This is a genomic window from Nitrosomonas sp. (genome assembly GCF_040240425.1).
In the GTDB taxonomy this organism is placed as follows: Bacteria; Pseudomonadota; Gammaproteobacteria; order Burkholderiales; family Nitrosomonadaceae; genus Nitrosomonas.
Window position 1 is genome coordinate 1 of record NZ_QPHG01000033.1, and the last position, 16,421, is coordinate 16,421.

The window sequence follows — 16,421 nt, forward strand, 5'->3', positions numbered from 1 at the left end:
AAACATCGAATAAGTTGCCTGAATTTTGCTTCTCTGATTCGAGAACGAAAATAGTATCTGTTTTTGGCATTCATCTCAGAAAGTTAGCACACTTTAGTAAGTGCTTAACTTCCTAAGACCCATTTTTAATTTCATTTTTTATATATAAATAGGGCGGAATGATGATCGTAACTAAGAGCACAGTATCGCTGTTTGTTTTCTTCTTGCTATTTTTCCTGTTGAGTTCCAGCGCCAATGCGCTACCCAGTTTCGCGCGGCAGACCGGTTTCGCGTGCAGCGCTTGCCACGTCCAGTCATTCGGACCTAACCTGACTTCCGTCGGCAGGAATTTCAAGCTCAACGGTTATACGCAAACGGATGGTAAAAATAATAATATCATTCCATTGAGCGGCATGATCCGGGGTTCCTATACGCATACGCAGGAAACGCAAGCAGGTGGCGCGGCGCCGCGTTTCAGCAAGAATGATAATGGCACGATTGATGAAGCGGCTATTTTCCTGGCAGGCCGCCTGACATCCAAGGTCGGCGCGTTTATTGAAGGGACTTATGATGGTGTGGAAAACATCGGCGTACTCGATAACACCGATATCCGTTTTGCCGATCACGCCGATGTTGCGGGTCAGAAAGTGGTGTTCGGTTTGACGGCCAATAACAACCCGACCGTGACCGATCTGTGGAATACCACGCCGACCTGGGGGTTTCCGTGGAGTTCGTCGCCATTGGCGCCAACCCAATCTGCCGCCAATTTGATTGAATCGCTCGGGTCGCAGGTGATCGGCGCGACCGCATATATGATGCTCAACGATATGCTATATGTCGAAGCGGGCGGTTATACCAGTTTGCCGAAAAATGCCCAGAAAGGAATCAGCGTATTTGATGCGGAGCAGGCCAGACTGAGCGGCGGCGCGCCTTATTGGCGGATTGCGCTGCAAAAAGATTGGAGCGGTCATTATGGCGCGGTGGGCGCTTACGGGCTGCACGGTGATGTCAATCCGCAACGCATCACGGGCGCGGGCACCGACCGGTACGATGACTTCGGTTTTGACCTGACGTACCAATATCTCGCAAACCCCGTGCACATTTATGAATTCACCGCAACGTATCTGCGTGAGAACCGCAACATGAACGCCAGTTCCGCACTGGGATTCGCGGATAAGCTCAAAAGCAATCTCGATACTGTGCGGATCAGAACCGGATATACGTTCCAGCAAACGTACGGTTTGAATCTGTTTTACAACCAAACTACCGGAACGGCCGATACGGTCATCTACAGTTTTGGTGACCCCATCAGCGGCAGCCGCACCGGTAATCCGCTGAGCCAAGCGTTTATCGCCGAAATCAGTTATACGCCTTTCGGTAAAACGAATACTTCCGTGATGAGCACGTTCGTCAATCTGCGCTTAGCGGCGCAATACGTCCACAATTTCAAGTTTAACGGCAGCGTGCACAATTATGACGGCCTGGGCCGCAATGCGGTGAACAACGACGCGTTTTACTTGAATGGCTGGCTGGCTTTTTAAAGCTGTGCTCTGATTGATCGGCAAGAAACCCGCTTCTGCGGGTTTCTTTTTTTGTGGAGGTCTTAAGTTGTACGGCGTTGAGGATGCGGGGTAAATGCGCGATTCGATTTATTCGGCATGTTCTTCTTGATGTTCGACAGAAAACCGATAGCCGGTGCCGCGCACGGTTTGCACCAGATTTTCTTTTCCCACCGCTTCAAGAATCTTGCGCAGTCTGCGGATATGCACATCGACGGTGCGATCCTCGATAAAAACATGATCACCCCAGACACGGTCGAGCAATTGCGCGCGAGTGTGTACACGTTCCTTATAAGCCATCAGAAAATGCAGCAAACGGAATTCCGTCGGGCCGAGCGCAATCTCCACCGGTTTTGACGGTTCATCACCGGTCTGCACATGCACTCGGTGTGTCGCCGGGTCCAGTTTCAATCCGCCGGATTCGATGACGTCATCGGACATTTCGGGCAAGCGGCGGCGCAGCACGGCTTTGATGCGAGCGAGTAATTCCCGCGGTGAGAACGGCTTAGTGACGTAATCATCCGCACCGGCTTCCAGTCCGGCAATTTTGTCGCTTTCCTGCACGCGCGCGGTGAGCATGATGATCGGAATCGCCTTGGTGCGTTCTTCCCGTCTCAATTTACGCGCAAATTCTACCCCGCTCGTATCCGGCAACATCCAATCGAGCAAAATCAAATCCGGCAAAACGTTATTGACCATTTTCCTGGCTTGCTCGGCATCGTCCGCGCACAAAACGATATGTCCCGCTTTCTTCAAATTCAGCGCGATCAGCTCCTGGATTGCATGTTCGTCTTCAACGACGAGTATGGTGACAGCCATCAACCACTCCATCTACAGTTAAGAATGCTGCAATCATATAAAGAAAGCGTTACATATTTATGACAATACGATGAAGGTAATATTATTCAGTGTCTGGTTAACCTGTTGCGTGGCTATCGGGTTGCGTTGTGCAGTGTCAGGATACTCGCTATCTATTTGATATGTTTAATACTGTGCGCCATGCGAATGCCCATTTATTACGAATGACGAATTGATGCATGATTCAGGTAGTTTTTTCAGGAAGATAACGGTGTATTTGTTTTGATGATGTGCTCTGATTATTTCTTAATTTCTATTAGAATACAGTGTGATAGTTTATATCAACCATGATTATGCGACATTACGTGTATGATTATTGGTCAGAATGTCGGATGTATCAGATTAGACACATAAAATTCCACTCAAACATTTCATAATGACAAACGATCAAATCATCGCGTTGTTTGCAAGTCTTGGAGCTTGCTTCTCCGCTATAGCAACTTTCTTGACTGTTCGCCAAATTGCAAAACAGAGGCAAGCGTCGTATAGGCCTGAATTGGCTCTATCTCGCGTTTCTGTTGTATGTAAGAAAGACCCAATAGCTTCCAGTACGATACCGACTTTTTGGGCCCCTATGGGCGATGATGGAAAATCCGATTCTCTGTCAAGAACGTTTTCATTACCCTTAAGTAACATTGGTCTTGGAACTGCCAAAGCTATATCTGTACTTTGGTCATTCCCCTTTGAAAGTGTAACTAAGCAGGTGAACGACCTCGCTCAGAAGACCCTTTCCGCCGCCTACTTCAAATTTGAAAAGGATCTACTCATTCTCGATTCTGAAAATCTAGGGAAGAGTACGTCCATGTGGTGTAATCAAAAGCATGAGACACTGGACTACGTTTTACCAGCTGCGGTACATCACGAGCCGGTGATGCTCAAACTTCCGCATGCATACACTCAGATTGTTTCTTCGCTTCTCTATTTTTCTATTAGAGAGAAGGATAGAGAGTCATTCCCGGAAATTCCACCGTTGATTGCAAAATTTGAGTTTTTAGATATTGGAGAGACTAAATATAGTGCAACTTTCAGTATCCAGTTTCAGATTTCAACCATATCTGGCGGTGGAGAGTTTATCAATGGTTACGTGGAGTCACGGAAGAATGTCTAACATTACACTCAAATGGGATGCGTCTTTTCGTGACGGTTTTGAAGGTTTATTGTTTTTTCGGCTTCAGTAACTTCGTTAACTGTCTGTGATAGCACGCCCTTTAGTTTTACGTTAGCTATTCAAGGAAATGAAAGCATAGCAGGGCGGGTTAGTAATAGTGTAATCAGCTATCCCAGAAATACCATCCAAATCCGGTTGCGCAGGAGTTCGCTACATTCCATTGTCGAACTTAACCGGCTTCTATCCCAACTAATCAATTACATTCGGCGAAAACCGGATCGATACAATCCGCAGCAAAATCAGTACGGTGATGACAGCAATGTGCAGGCCGACTTCAACGAAGGTATATTCTTTGTACCACAGACCGATCAGTTCGCCGATCAACACCACCAGCGCCACATCCAGAATAAACGTGACCTTGACGCGTCCGACCGATAGGTAGGACTGCAAAATACGGATCAGTTCGAGGATCGCCAGGATCAGGACGATGTCGACGATGATGTGCTCGGCGATTTGCGCCCAGCCGCTCTTCAGAATCTCCGGCAAATTGAACAATAAATTCAGCACGCCCGCAGCAATCCACACATACAGCGCCAGCATCAAAATACCCACGATGAACTGAATCGTGCGGGTATGCCAATCGCTATCGGTCAATAAAAATACGCTTTTCTCTTTGGCAATCGATTGATTGATCATCTGATTTCTCCTTTACATTGAATCGCATGGATCGCCATCTTAGGGATGCAATGTAAAAGTTTCATGACATCCGTGTGCTTCCCGGTTTCTCGCCGGTGACGGCGGGAGCGCTTGGTTAAATGACATCGAACTGTCATGAAAGTGAAATATTCAACTTGTAGTATGCACGGGCATTGTAGATGAGGAATTTATGCGTATTCATTTAGATAAAAGAATAATAGGGCTGGGCGGATTGGTGCTGTTGCTTTCCGCACCGGCAGCAACGGCGAGCAGTTTGGAGAATCTGGCCAGATCACTGGCTAAGATGCGCGGCGAAGTCGAGACGCTGCAAACGCAACTGGACCTGGAGAAGGAAAAACACACCAGCAAAATGTCCGCACTCAATTCGCAATTGGCGGATTTAAGCGTTGAAGAAAGAAGGCAGAAGCTGAGTATCGAGAAACTACAGCACTCGATCGATAAGTTATCCGAGGGTGCAAAGAAAGCGGAGCAATCGGGTGAGACACTGAAGCCAGTTCTGCTAGCGGCGCTTGCTGATTATAAGCGCCATATTCAAACCGGTTTTCCATTCAAGATGGAAGACCGCATCAAAGCCATTGACGATCTGGAAAATAATATTACCAACCGTCTGATCGACCCGAATAAGGCGGTCAACCAAGCCTGGTCTCTCATCGAAGATGAAATCCGCCTGAGCAAGGAGAATGGGATTTATCAGCAAACCATCCCTTTAAACGGAGAGAAAGTGCTGGTGGATATCGCCAAGCTGGGCACGGTATTTTTGTTTTTTCAAACCCGTGACAATCAGAGCGGAATGGCGCGGCGCGCAGAAGATGGCAGCTGGAAATATGAACTTGTGGATAACACGGCGGACATGGAGCGGATCAAGAATTTATTTGATTCGTTGAAGAAACAGATCCGCCAAGGCTATTTTGAATTACCGAATCCATTGAAGAAATGAAGAAAATTTTATTGATTGCACTACTTATGCTGGTAGCTGCCGCTTCAGCCCACGCCAAAGAAGATAAAGCGGCGGCATCCGAAAACATATCGGCCGCTGCCCCGGAAGAAAAGCCGGAAGCGGCTTCGTCCAAGAAAACTAGCGCACCTAAGCAGGAAGCGGTCAATCTGGAAACCGCGTATAAGCGCGAATTTGCTTTCTTGGAAGCGCAGAAACGCGAATTAACCGAACGGCTAAAAAACTATCAAGCCAGTGCAATCCGGGAGGAGCAAGCCCTCAGCGGCAAAATCAGCGCGCTGGAGCGCAACTCGGTGGAGCGTTCGGCAAAAATCGATCAGTTGACGACACAGTTATCCGAAGTTGAGCGCAAAGAAGCCGTGGTTAGTGAACGCAGTGATACGCTGGAAACCACTTATTTGCAAGCGGAAGCAACCTTGAGGAATCATGGCATCGAAATGCCATCAGCCATCAAGGAAATAAAAGGTAATGACCAGACTAAAGTAGGTTATGTGTTTAACCAAGCGTTATCCCTGCTGCAGTCGTTGGGTGCGGTGCAAACAAAGCCGGGGAGTTTCTTCCTGGAGAATGGCAAACAAGTACAAGGAAATCTCGTTCATTTAGGCAATATCGCGGCTTATGGCATCAGCGCCGAAGGCAGTGGTAGCCTGGTGCCTGCGGGTGGTGGTGATTTCAAGGTGTGGAAAGGTGCTGGTACCGAATCTGTCACGGCTTTGAGCAAAAATCAGCAGCCCGATTTACTGCAGTTGTATCTATTCGAGTCACGCACAACCGCCATCGATGAGATGCCGGAAAAAACCATTGTTGGCATTATCGATTCGGGTGGGCCGATTGGCTGGGTCATCGTGATACTTGGTTGTGTGGCGGTCTTGCTGATCCTGATTCGGGTTTATTTACTGCGCGCCAACAGCGCTAACACGGAGCAGCTTAGCGGGCAGATTATCCAGCAACTGACTTCGGGCGATTTGGAAGTTGCGAAAAAAAGCTGCGAAGACGACTCATCGTCCATTGGGCGTGTCTTGCACTATACCTTGCGGCATTTGAAAGATGATCGCGATCATATGGAAGGTATTGTGTACGAAGCGATTCTGCAGGAATCCGGACCACTGGACCGTTTTGGGCCAGCTATTCTGGTGATTGCCTCAATCGCACCTTTGCTCGGTTTACTGGGAACGGTAACCGGCATGATCGAGACCTTTGACATGATTACCGAATTCGGTACCGGTGACCCCAAATTATTATCCGAAGGTATTGCAATTGCACTGGTGACAACGGAGCTGGGTTTGATTGTCGCCATTCCAACCTTGCTGCTGGGTTCCTTGTTATCGGCTTGGGCCAGAAATATCAAACGCGACATGGAGTATTCGGCACTCAGGATCATTAACATTTTTCTGGGTGGAGGACTTGATCTGGAAGAAGGGAGTGTGCCTGCTGGCGGCGAGAGTGCCTTGGCATTGCACCACGCGTGACATGAGTTTCTCCGAGCAGATTTTATTAATCAAGACACTGTTTGCCGCGGGTGGGATCGTCATGCCGCCGCTGGTGCTGTGCATTTTATTGCTGTGGTACGGGTTGGGATATCGCTTCTGGGTCATGAAAGAGCCCAAATCGATGGGGGTGCGTGACATGCTCAAATACTATCAGGAACACGATGATAAACCGGCCGGAAATATTGTCGCGCAGGCGATCAAGCAAGGCCTGTGGTTAAAGAAAAAAGGTGTCAGGAATCTCAGGCGCCATCTGGATGCGGCTTTTTATGGATACGAAAGAGAAATTAGAAAATTCTCTGTGCTGATACGTGTGGTGATTCTGATCTCCCCATTGCTGGGTTTATTGGGAACCGTGATCGGCATGATCGAGACATTCGATTCGCTGGCAACCATGACATTGTTTTCACAATCCGGCGGCATTGCCGGTGGTATTTCGCAAGCATTGTTTACCACGCAAATGGGGTTGACCGTGGCGATTCCGGGATTGCTGGCGCATAGCATTCTCAACCGGAAGCAACAACAGATCGAGCAGGATCTTTCCCAGGTTAAAGATCTTCTATGTCATCAAGCACTTGTTCATCATACGAGAGAAATATCACATGCTGAGAAATAACGAACCCGTCGAAGCGGAAGCCACCATCGATATGGCGCCATTGATCGATATCGTGTTCATATTACTGATTTTTTTCATGGTGACGACGACCTTCGTCAAGGATATGAAACTCGAGCTAGAGCGGCCGAAGGCCAGTAGCGCCGTATCGGCATCGAGTAAAGCGATCCGGCTGTTTATAGACCGTAACGGTGATACCTATATGGACGGTGAACCCGTGCGGGCGTGGCTGATACAAAGCAAGCTGCGTGATTTGCTCAGCACTGCCTCCAGCAAGGTGGTACTGGTCGTCACGGATGAAGGTGTACCGGCGGGGAAACTGGTTGAAGTGGTCGATCAAGCACGCTTGGCGGGTGCCGAGAGCGTGGGCGTTGCAACTAAAAAAGAAGCGGGGTAAAAGAAAATGGACAAAACAGAAGTGAAACAACATATCGCCGGGATGGTATCGATGCTGTTTGGATTGATACTGGTTTTCGGTTTGATTCTGGTGATGAATCATTACATGGGCAAGATTGAGCGATCACAACCCCAGGAAGTGACGGAAATCGCCATGACCAAGGAAATCAAACAAGAGCCCAAAAAAGAAATCAAGAAGGTGAAACCGAAAAAGCAAGTGACTCGTCCGCAGGCGCCTGCACCTTTCAAAGGATTGGATACTGCGCTATCCGGTATCGATCTTGGGTTACTGGGTTTGGATAATGGGCAGAGAGAACTGGACGATAGTTTGCTTGGTAAAACCGGCAATGCCGTCATGACGGCTGATCTGGTGGATGTGCCGCCGAAACCGGTTGCGCGCGGATCTTTCAAATATCCGCCAGCCGCGAAAAAGAACGGCATAAAAGGCTATGTCGTTCTGTCGGTTCTGGTGGAAACGGATGGTTCCGTCAATCAGGTGCAGGTGTTGGAATCCAACCCGTCGGGCATGTTTGATTCGGCTGCCTTGCAAGGCATACGCGCGTGGCAATTCGAACCGGCCAAGTACAAAGGCGAAACGGTGCGCGTGTGGGCCAAGCAAAAAATCCGCTTCGATTTGTCTTGATGTTTGCGATGAACAATCGATCGAACTGGCCGCTGCATTTTCTGGTTTACGCGGCAATCGTGCTGGGCTGTTACGTGCACTCCGTCCAGGCGGCGGAGAATAAGAATAAGGTGCAGTCTGCCGATTTTATTGAGCTGGCGGCCGTGATGCTCAAGGACGGTCATCATGATCGTGCGTTGCTGGCATTGCAGAGTGTCGATCTCGGCAACAAAAAAAACGATCTGGCCCGGTTTTATACACTGCAAGGGTTAGCCTATCTGGGATTGAATGATCTCGAAGCGGCCAAGGACAGTTTGCAGCAAGCCGTCAAAAACGGTCAGCAAGATTCATCGATTTTTATCTATCTGGCACAAGTCTATTTCGGTATCAAGGATTACAAAAGAACCATCGATGTGATCGGCAAAGCCGGAAATCTGGTCAATAAGGATGCGGCGCTGATCAGCATAAAAGCGGAGTCCTATTGGCATCTGAAAGAAACCGAAGCGGCTATCCATGCATTGAATGATGGACAGCGGGCATTTCCGGCCGACTTACGTTTTCTCAAGCGCAAGGTTTTTTATTTTGTTGAGCTGGGGCTTTATCAGGAAGCCGTCAAGCTGGGTAGAGATTACCTGAAGCGATCCAATGCCAGCGCCGCCGACTATATCGCATTTGGTAATGCGTTACGTCTAAGCCGGGAATACCAGGAAGCGATCAATATTCTGGAGATTGCGCGTTTGCAGTTTCCGCAGGATGAAATGACCGCAAAATTGCTGGCGCATACGTATCTCGATCAAGGAAAACTAAACTCCGCGGCGTTTATTCTGGAACAAGCGGCGTTGCTCAATCCGCAGCTGCAAGCGGAAGCGGCGGAAGTTTACCGGCGCGCGGGGCGGTTTCATAAAGCCTTGACCTTGAATGAAAGCATCAGCGATCAGAAAGTTAAATTCAAGCAAAGATTATCCATTCTGCTGGCATTAAAGCAGTTCGAGCGTGCGGCCAATATGGAATCGAGTTTGTACCGCACCGGTTTGCTGGAGGATCAGGATGTCCGCTACGCGCTGGCTTATGCGTTATTTTCCAGCCGCCGCTTTGCCGAAGCCAATAAGCATCTGGATCACCTGAAGAATGCCGAGCTGTTCAGAAAAGGCACCGAACTGCGCCGCTTGATGGAAATTTGTAAAACCGAGCCATGGCAATGCACGTAATGCGATCGCTGGCAACGCCGGAATCATTCCTTGTTGTGTTCTTGTTTATACCGCCTTGATGTCCGCCTAGAACGCTTTCCTTTTTGATTAACTGAGAATTGATCTCCACGCGCAACCGGTTTGCAAATGGAGAGGGGGCTTGATACGCCAAATGAATACAAAAATAAAAAAATTTATCCGGATTTGCGGGTTACTCGCGATGGCTCTAATCAACGCAGCTGTTTGGGGAGCTGAGGAAAAGGCCGAGTTCTCAATTCATCTGTTTCAAAATGGATTGCCTATCGCCGATGCCGAATTGTCGATCAGTAGCGAGTCGTTCGACAAATCCAGCGCGATCCTGATTTTTGAAGCGACTCCGGCCATGTACACTTGGCGGCCGAGTAGCGATGCGCCATTGAAAACCAATGCGAGCGGTAGCCTGGCCGGGAAATTGCCGCCCGGGATTTATCAGTTCACTGTTAATACCAAAGATCAGGAATTTACTTTCGATTTGCCGTTGCGTCCGGCGGAGAACGCCCAGATTCTTGTCACTTTTTACTCGGGTAAGAAGAAACCGCTACTGAATATCGAAAGCTCGGTGGCGGGCACTCTGGCTGGTTCAGTGGCAGGTGAAGAAAAGCGCGATCAAGGCGAAGGCACGATCTCGGTCCAAGTGCTATCGGCGGAAACGCAAAAACCGGTCAAGGATGTGCAAGTGTTTTTGAGCGGTTTGAAAGAAAAATTCAGAACCGACGAGCAAGGTCAAATCACCACAACGATCCCAGCCGGTAGTTACAGTGTCTCCTTATTGCACAACGCCTATAGCAGCCAAACATTGGACGACGTGCAAATTGAGCAGGATCAGAACACGCCTTTAAGTTTTAAATTGACACCGGCGGGTGTCGAATTGGCCGAATATGTGGTGCTCGAACCTCACTTGGCGGGTACGGTGGCTTCGGTGATCGAGGAGCAAAGAACGGCAACTTCTGTGGCCACGGTCTTGGGTGCCGAACAATTCAGCCGGGCGGGCGATGGCGATGCTGCCAGCGCGCTGCGAAGAGCTTCCGGGTTAACGCTGGTCGGCGGTCAGTTCATTTTTATCCGTGGATTGGGTGAGCGTTTTTCCTCAACGCTGGTCAACGGCGCCGCAGTTCCCAGCCCGGATGCGACTCGGCGCGTTGTGCCGCTGGATCTGTTTCCGACCAATATTCTTGAAAGTGTCATGGTACAGAAAACCTACTCGCCCGATCGTCCGGCGGAGTTTGCGGGCGGTACCATAGAAATGCGCACACGCGGCATTCCCGATGCGTTTTTCTTCAATCTAAACCTGCAAACCGGTATGAATGACAATACGACGTTCCAGGATGGCTTGACTTATAAGGGAGGCGGAGCGGACTTTACCAGTTACGACGATGGCGCGCGTGCTTTGCCGGATTCGCTGGCCGATGCGACAAAGGATGGTGTACCTATAAAACCGGCGTCAGTTTTTAATCCCAGCGGATTTACACCCAAACAGATTGAGAAGTTTGGCGAAGATTTATCGGGCGTGTGGGATGTCGACCGGAAAAAGCGTGCACCGGATACTGGCATGCAAGCATCGATGGGGGATAGTTTCACATTCGGTGATTTCCGTCTGGGATATATCGCGGCGGCCGGGTGGAAACGGGAATTCAGAAAACAAAATGAAATCAACCGCGAATTTGTCGCTGCCGATACCGGCGACGGCAGCTTGAGAAAAGTTCAGGATTTTCGTATGCAGCGCTCATTGAGTGAAGTGCAGCTGACCGGTTATGTGGGCACGGAACTACACTACAAAGAGGATCATAAGGTTTTTGCCAAAACGATGTTTCTCCGCCAGGCGTTCGATGAAGCCAGAATTTCTCAAGGATTCACCGATGCAGAGACCAACGATATCCGCAGAACGCGGCTGAAGTTCTTTTCCAATCAATTGTTGATGACCCAAGTGGGTGGTGAACATCGATTCGACCGGTTGAAAGATTTGTCGATTAATTGGTTGTATACCAATGCAACCGCCAACCGGGAAGAACCCAAAACGCGCGATTACCGTTTTGATTCCGATAGTCAAGGCAATTATTTCTTTGCGCAGCGCGCGGATAACAATCAGGTCATGTACGCGGACTTGGTCGATAAGGATCAGAGCTGGAGGGTGGATGGGAAACTGCCGGTGCAACCGTCGTTCAATCACAAGATTACTTTAGGAAGCGGTTTTATTACGCAGAGCAAGACTAGGGATTCAGCTATCCAGCGCTTTAACTACTTTCCGGTCGGCCGCGATGGCTTCAGTTCGGCAGTTTTATCGCAATCGTCGCTGGAAAGCATATTGCGGCCGCAGTATATCGGCACGAACGGATTTCAGTTGCGTGACGTGACGCGCCCCAGCGATAGATACACGGCTTCCCAGGATTTGTTTTCTTATTACGGGAAAATGGATTGGTTGATGTACGACCGGATCAATATTACCGGCGGGTTGCGCTGGGAAGACAATGATCAGAGAGTCAATACTTTTACGCTGAACAACACGCCTACAACCGCCCAGCTCAAGCGAGTCGATATGCTGCCGTCCGTAGTCGGCACGTTGTTCTTGACCGATAAACAGCAGCTTCGCGCCGGTTTCAGTCAAACCTTATCAAGACCGGACTTCCGGGAATTGTCGGCAGCGCCTTTTACAGATATCAATACCAATCAGGAAACTGTCGGTAATCCCAATTTGAAGCAAACATCCATTACCAATTGGGATTTGCGCTGGGAATATTACTTATCGCCGACGGAAAACATTTTTGCCGGATTTTTCTGGAAAGATTTAACCAAGCCGATTGAGCTGGTTGCGGTGCCGGGTACCGCTGGTCTCAATACTTATCAGAATACCGACAAAGCGAATATCTATGGGTTTGAGCTAGAGCTGCTCAAGAAACTGGATTTTGTCCATCCGGTGTTGCAGAACTTTTATGCCGGCGGTAACTACACTTGGTCGGCATCGAATGTGCAATTGAATGCCGATAATCTGAAAGCGCAAACGACCAATGACCGCCAACTGCAAGGCCATTCCGCCCAGATCGTCAATTTCCAGATCGGCTATGACAATCCGCAGTGGAAAACGCAGGCCACGCTGTTATACAACGTTTCCAGCAAACGTATTATGGCCGCCGGAGTACTGGGCGCGCCGGATAAATACGAGCAACCCGTGCATCAACTGGATTTTGTGTTTAGCCAGAATTTATACAGAGGGTTGTCGATGCAAGTTTCCATGCAAAATTTACTCGATTCCGAAATCCGGATTACTCAAGGCGATGAAGTTACCCGGGCATTCCGCCGCGGACGCTTTTTTAATTTGAGCGTGCGTTTGGCGTATTAGACAGCGGTTTTATTCTCAAGAGCTACGGTTATTCTGCTGTAGCGCAATCCTCGTATTTGTTCAGTCTGTATTAATTTTGCCCCAGCTAAAGTGATATCTGGCAGCAAGAAACAGCTTGTAAAGACAGACTACTTTTGACGAGGATTCCAGCATGAAAAAATTCTTCCTGGTGTTGGTTGCAATGGCATTGGTTGTGTTGCTTAGCGGTTTTCGCACACCCAACGGCAATATCATTTCCAAAGGCGATTTCTCGGATAAATTGCTAATCAATATAGGGGAGCCGCATATCCGAACGGACTTGGGGCTAGTGCAGACCCGAGCTTTTGGCGGAATTATGTACATCAAGCGGGAAGTGTGGACTTACAGAATCGATGACTACAACTATCGCTTCATTATCGAAAACGGACGAATCGTCGCCGATCATTGGACCCGGTTTTAATCGTTCGGATAATGATTCGGACGTTTCTGGAGTGATTTGAGGCTGAGGACTCGTTTGACGGTAATCTGTATTGTCATGTTAACGTAATACCCCTGTCATGCTGGCTTGGTAGATTTGCTTACCCTAAATAAAACATTGAGGTAAGTAAATGAGGTTCAAATCAAGTCGTATAAAAAAATTAATTACGGCGTCAGTTGCGTTGCTGGGTAGTGTCGCACTAAACGGACACGCAGCAACCGCAACCTTCGATCCGGCAAGCGGTATTGTCAATCTACCTGTCGTGGAAGTCTTGAGCGGCAGCACGTCTTCATTCTATAGCGCGCAATTACAACTGAGCGGTAGCGAGCTGCAATTGATCGCAGCCAGTCCAATCGCAGCGACAACCGGACAACGTAACGTGTTTGATTCCGATACCAGCGCGGTGCATGTTGCTTCGGTTACCGTCGGTGCGGATGATTTTTACGCCAAATTAAAATTGGTGCCCGGATCCAATCCGCTACGTTTTACGGTGGATCAGCTGGTTAACAACGCATTTCAAGGCTGTCCAAGTTTCGCAGTGGCTGGTCCTAGTGCCGGTTCCTGTATTTTAAGCGGTGAAATTAAAACCAATGTGACACTGACAAAAAATATCAACTGGATTCTATCCGGCGGTGTCTATGTCGGTGGCGATAACTCGCAAAGTGCGACCCTGACCATCAACCCCGGTGCCAAGATTTTTGGTGAAGCGGGCGCGGATTATCTGTTTATCCGCCGCGGTTCCAAGATCATGGCCGAGGGAACGCCGGATAATCCGATTGTAATGTCCGGTCCATTACAACAATCGCCTGGTGAGTGGGGTGGTTTGCTGATCGCCGGTAACGCGCCGATCAACGGTTGTAATGTGGGTGTCACACTTTGTGAAGCGCCATTCGAAGCGATTACGTCGGAGTTTTTTGGCGGTAACAATCCAACGGAAAGCAGCGGCGTGGTCAAGTACACGCAGATCCTTTTTGCCGGTTTTGCCGTGCGTCCGGATGAAGAACTCAATGGCTTGACGCTGATGGGTGTCGGTTCGGGCACGTTGATTAATTATGTGCAAGTGCATGCTGGTTTGGACGATGGTGTGGAAATGTTCGGTGGTACGGTGCAGATGAAGCATTTGGTGCTGACCGAAAATCGTGATGATGCATTCGATTGGACCAGTGGTTTCAAAGGCCGGGCGCAATTTGTTCTGGTGAAACAATCCGCCGGTGTTGGTGATCGTGGAATCGAAGCGGACAATAATGAGAAAAATCACGACAGCCTGCCGCGCGCGCATCCCATTTTATCCAACTTCACCATTATCGGCCGCAATGATACCGGTGCTACCCAAGGCATCTTACTGCGCCGGGGAACGGCAGGAAATATCTGGAATTCGGTTATTACCGGATCACCGGTTTGTGTGCGGATCGATAGTGCTTCGACTTATGCAAATGCTGGTTCTCCAGGTAGTTTAACGGGTGAATTAACGATGCAAAACTCTTTTGCGCAATGTGCCCAGAATTTCGCGGATGGTGACGGTGCTACCTTCTCTGTTTCCGATTGGTTCTTGTCCCAATCCGAAAATAAAGCGGAAGATCCTCTGCTGGATGGTTATTTACCCAAAACCGGCTCGCCACTGACATTAGGCGGAGCCGCAGTGAGTGATGCTTTCTTTGATGTGGTCGATTATGCCGGCGCGTTCAAGGATGCGAGCCATGATTGGACCAAAGAATGGACATTCCCGTTTTAACAGATACCCTTTGGAAATGTTGTCTACACTCTCCTCTAATAGTGTAGACAAAACCGCTTAACCCAAGCACTTCTACTGTTGAAGTGTCACAACGATCCGGGAGATCGGGGGCGTTCTGAATTGGGTTTATGTTTTTCTGCTGTTTTCACTTCTTCTCGTAGCACACCTCCTTGACACTGCCATCGGCAAGTTGTCCGGGAGGTTTCTTTTATGCGCAATAGAACTGTCATCATCCTGTCATGCAGTCCGGTTAAGATTTTCATCCGAGACACGCGCTATTGATTGATTGGGAGAATATAAGATGAAATTACAATTTGGCCTGATGCTGGCTTTTGCGGCATTACTTTTTACCACACACGCAGGTGCTGCCGATATCACCGGCGCAGGCGCGACTTTTCCCTATCCGGTTTACGCCAAATGGGCCGATGCCTATAAAAAAGTAACCGGGATCCGGTTAAATTACCAATCCATTGGTTCCGGCGGCGGCATCAAGCAAATCAAAGCCAAGACCGTTGATTTTGGCGCTTCGGATAAGCCATTGACAGTCGAAGAACTGGAGAAAAACGGTTTGACGCAGTTCCCCACCGTGATTGGCGGCGTGGTGCCGGTTATTAACGTGGAAGGCATGCAGGCCGGGCAGATCAAATTAACCGGCGCGGTGCTAGCGGATATTTTTCTGGGCAAAATCAAACGATGGAATGATCCCGCGATTGCCGGTTTAAATAGCGGCGTCAATTTGCCGGGTAGCAACATCGCGGTGGTGCATCGCGCGGATGGTTCCGGCACCACGTTTTTGTTTACCGATTATTTGAGTAAAGTTAATCCGGAGTGGAAAGAAAAAATCGGCGCCGATGCTTCCGTGGCTTGGCCTATCGGTACGGGCGGCAAAGGTAATGAAGGTGTGGCTAATTTCGTGAAGCAAATCAAGAATTCGATCGGCTATGTCGAAGCGGCCTACGCGAAACAAAATAAAATGAGTTACGTGCAACTGCAGAATCGCGACGGCGCTTATGTCATACCGGTGGAAGACAGCTTCAGGGCTGCCGCCGTCAACACGCAGTGGAACAGCGCCACGGGATTTTACGAGATTCTTACCGATAAACCCGGACAAGATAGCTGGCCCATTACCGGCGCCACTTTTGTTCTGATGCATCAATCCCAGGAAAATCCGGAGCAAGCGCTGGAAGTATTGAAGTTCTTTGAATGGGCTTACGTGCACGGCGATGAAATGGCCTTGGCGCTCGATTACATTCCGATGCCGGATAATATTGTGAAACTGATTGAAGATTCCTGGAAAACCCGGATTAAAGGCAAAGATGTCCAGACCATTTACTCGGCTCGATAGTCCGCGAGAAACTCAAGATCAGAGACAGAGTGT

The 16,421-nt window shown here is 49.0% G+C and carries 14 protein-coding genes and 1 pseudogene; 12 read left to right on the forward strand and 3 right to left on the reverse strand.

Annotation, left to right across the window (positions count from 1 at the left end):
* Nucleotides 1-74 (reverse strand): annotated as a pseudogene (locus DU481_RS11895) (IS1595 family transposase); the annotation flags it as partial.
* 84 nt (nucleotides 75-158) lie between these two features.
* Between DU481_RS11895 and DU481_RS11900 the strand changes: the two are divergent.
* Nucleotides 159-1,520 carry a cytochrome C gene (locus DU481_RS11900; RefSeq protein WP_350134742.1) on the forward strand — a complete coding sequence of 454 codons (1,362 nt, stop codon included), beginning with the start codon at nucleotides 159-161 and terminating at the stop codon, nucleotides 1,518-1,520.
* A 108-nt stretch (nucleotides 1,521-1,628) separates the two neighbouring features.
* Here the strand turns inward: DU481_RS11900 and phoB are convergent, their stop codons facing one another.
* Nucleotides 1,629-2,357, reverse strand: a complete 729-nt coding sequence (gene phoB / locus DU481_RS11905; protein ID WP_090321708.1) for a phosphate regulon transcriptional regulator PhoB — start codon at nucleotides 2,355-2,357, stop codon at nucleotides 1,629-1,631.
* 415 nt (nucleotides 2,358-2,772) lie between these two features.
* Between phoB and DU481_RS11910 the strand changes: the two genes are divergently transcribed.
* Nucleotides 2,773-3,504: a hypothetical protein gene (locus tag DU481_RS11910; RefSeq protein WP_350134745.1), complete on the forward strand. Its 732-nt coding sequence runs from the start codon at nucleotides 2,773-2,775 to the stop codon at nucleotides 3,502-3,504.
* Nucleotides 3,505-3,753: 249 nt separating this feature from the next.
* On the opposite strand, the gene DU481_RS11915 is transcribed toward DU481_RS11910, so the two are convergent.
* Nucleotides 3,754-4,200 carry a phosphate-starvation-inducible PsiE family protein gene (locus DU481_RS11915; protein WP_350134748.1) on the reverse strand — a complete coding sequence of 149 codons (447 nt, stop codon included), beginning with the start codon at nucleotides 4,198-4,200 and terminating at the stop codon, nucleotides 3,754-3,756.
* A gap of 190 nt (nucleotides 4,201-4,390) precedes the next feature.
* On the opposite strand from DU481_RS11915, the gene DU481_RS11920 reads away from it, so the two are divergent.
* From DU481_RS11920 to pstS, 10 genes are all read left to right on the forward strand, one after another.
* On the forward strand, nucleotides 4,391-5,158 hold the full coding sequence (locus DU481_RS11920; protein ID WP_350134751.1) for a DUF3450 domain-containing protein: 768 nt from the start codon (nucleotides 4,391-4,393) through the stop codon (nucleotides 5,156-5,158).
* Nucleotides 5,155-6,645 carry a MotA/TolQ/ExbB proton channel family protein gene (locus DU481_RS11925; RefSeq protein WP_350134754.1) on the forward strand — a complete coding sequence of 497 codons (1,491 nt, stop codon included), beginning with the start codon at nucleotides 5,155-5,157 and terminating at the stop codon, nucleotides 6,643-6,645. The genes DU481_RS11920 and DU481_RS11925 overlap by 4 nt, the downstream gene beginning before the upstream one ends.
* Complete coding sequence (locus tag DU481_RS11930; protein ID WP_256334421.1) at nucleotides 6,581-7,279, forward strand: MotA/TolQ/ExbB proton channel family protein; 699 nt, start codon at nucleotides 6,581-6,583, stop codon at nucleotides 7,277-7,279. The genes DU481_RS11925 and DU481_RS11930 overlap by 65 nt, the downstream gene beginning before the upstream one ends.
* A complete protein-coding gene (locus DU481_RS11935; protein ID WP_256206289.1) occupies nucleotides 7,266-7,673 on the forward strand; it encodes an ExbD/TolR family protein in 408 nt (135 codons plus the stop codon). Before DU481_RS11930 ends, DU481_RS11935 begins: the two co-directional genes overlap by 14 nt.
* A gap of 6 nt (nucleotides 7,674-7,679) precedes the next feature.
* Complete coding sequence (locus tag DU481_RS11940) at nucleotides 7,680-8,315, forward strand: energy transducer TonB (RefSeq protein ID WP_350134757.1); 636 nt, start codon at nucleotides 7,680-7,682, stop codon at nucleotides 8,313-8,315.
* 8 nt (nucleotides 8,316-8,323) lie between these two features.
* A complete protein-coding gene (locus DU481_RS11945; protein WP_350134760.1) occupies nucleotides 8,324-9,502 on the forward strand; it encodes a tetratricopeptide repeat protein in 1,179 nt (392 codons plus the stop codon).
* 151 nt (nucleotides 9,503-9,653) lie between these two features.
* Nucleotides 9,654-12,854, forward strand: a complete 3,201-nt coding sequence (locus DU481_RS11950) for a TonB-dependent receptor (protein WP_350134763.1) — start codon at nucleotides 9,654-9,656, stop codon at nucleotides 12,852-12,854.
* Between the two features lie 151 nt (nucleotides 12,855-13,005).
* A complete protein-coding gene (locus DU481_RS11955) occupies nucleotides 13,006-13,293 on the forward strand; it encodes a hypothetical protein (protein ID WP_350134766.1) in 288 nt (95 codons plus the stop codon).
* Nucleotides 13,294-13,441: 148 nt separating this feature from the next.
* Nucleotides 13,442-15,043, forward strand: coding sequence for a beta-helix domain-containing protein (locus DU481_RS11960; RefSeq protein ID WP_350134769.1), 1,602 nt, complete (start codon nucleotides 13,442-13,444; stop codon nucleotides 15,041-15,043).
* A gap of 301 nt (nucleotides 15,044-15,344) precedes the next feature.
* Entirely contained in the window at nucleotides 15,345-16,388 is a 1,044-nt protein-coding gene (pstS, locus tag DU481_RS11965) for a phosphate ABC transporter substrate-binding protein PstS (protein WP_350134771.1), read from the forward strand.
* The last annotated feature ends 33 nt before the right edge of the window (nucleotides 16,389-16,421 follow it).

Excerpts from the sequence above, each read along its gene's own strand:
- DU481_RS11900 (WP_350134742.1), top strand. The coding sequence starts at position 159 with ATGATGATCGTAACTAAGAGCACAGTATCGCTGTTTGTTTTCTTCTTG.
- phoB (WP_090321708.1), bottom strand. The coding sequence starts at position 2,357 with ATGGCTGTCACCATACTCGTCGTTGAAGACGAACATGCAATCCAGGAG.
- DU481_RS11910 (WP_350134745.1), top strand. The coding sequence starts at position 2,773 with ATGACAAACGATCAAATCATCGCGTTGTTTGCAAGTCTTGGAGCTTGC.
- DU481_RS11915 (WP_350134748.1), bottom strand. The coding sequence starts at position 4,200 with ATGATCAATCAATCGATTGCCAAAGAGAAAAGCGTATTTTTATTGACC.
- DU481_RS11920 (WP_350134751.1), top strand. The coding sequence starts at position 4,391 with ATGCGTATTCATTTAGATAAAAGAATAATAGGGCTGGGCGGATTGGTG.
- DU481_RS11925 (WP_350134754.1), top strand. The coding sequence starts at position 5,155 with ATGAAGAAAATTTTATTGATTGCACTACTTATGCTGGTAGCTGCCGCT.
- DU481_RS11935 (WP_256206289.1), top strand. The coding sequence starts at position 7,266 with ATGCTGAGAAATAACGAACCCGTCGAAGCGGAAGCCACCATCGATATG.
- DU481_RS11940 (WP_350134757.1), top strand. The coding sequence starts at position 7,680 with ATGGACAAAACAGAAGTGAAACAACATATCGCCGGGATGGTATCGATG.
- DU481_RS11945 (WP_350134760.1), top strand. The coding sequence starts at position 8,324 with ATGAACAATCGATCGAACTGGCCGCTGCATTTTCTGGTTTACGCGGCA.
- DU481_RS11950 (WP_350134763.1), top strand. The coding sequence starts at position 9,654 with ATGAATACAAAAATAAAAAAATTTATCCGGATTTGCGGGTTACTCGCG.
- DU481_RS11955 (WP_350134766.1), top strand. The coding sequence starts at position 13,006 with ATGAAAAAATTCTTCCTGGTGTTGGTTGCAATGGCATTGGTTGTGTTG.
- DU481_RS11960 (WP_350134769.1), top strand. The coding sequence starts at position 13,442 with ATGAGGTTCAAATCAAGTCGTATAAAAAAATTAATTACGGCGTCAGTT.
- pstS (WP_350134771.1), top strand. The coding sequence starts at position 15,345 with ATGAAATTACAATTTGGCCTGATGCTGGCTTTTGCGGCATTACTTTTT.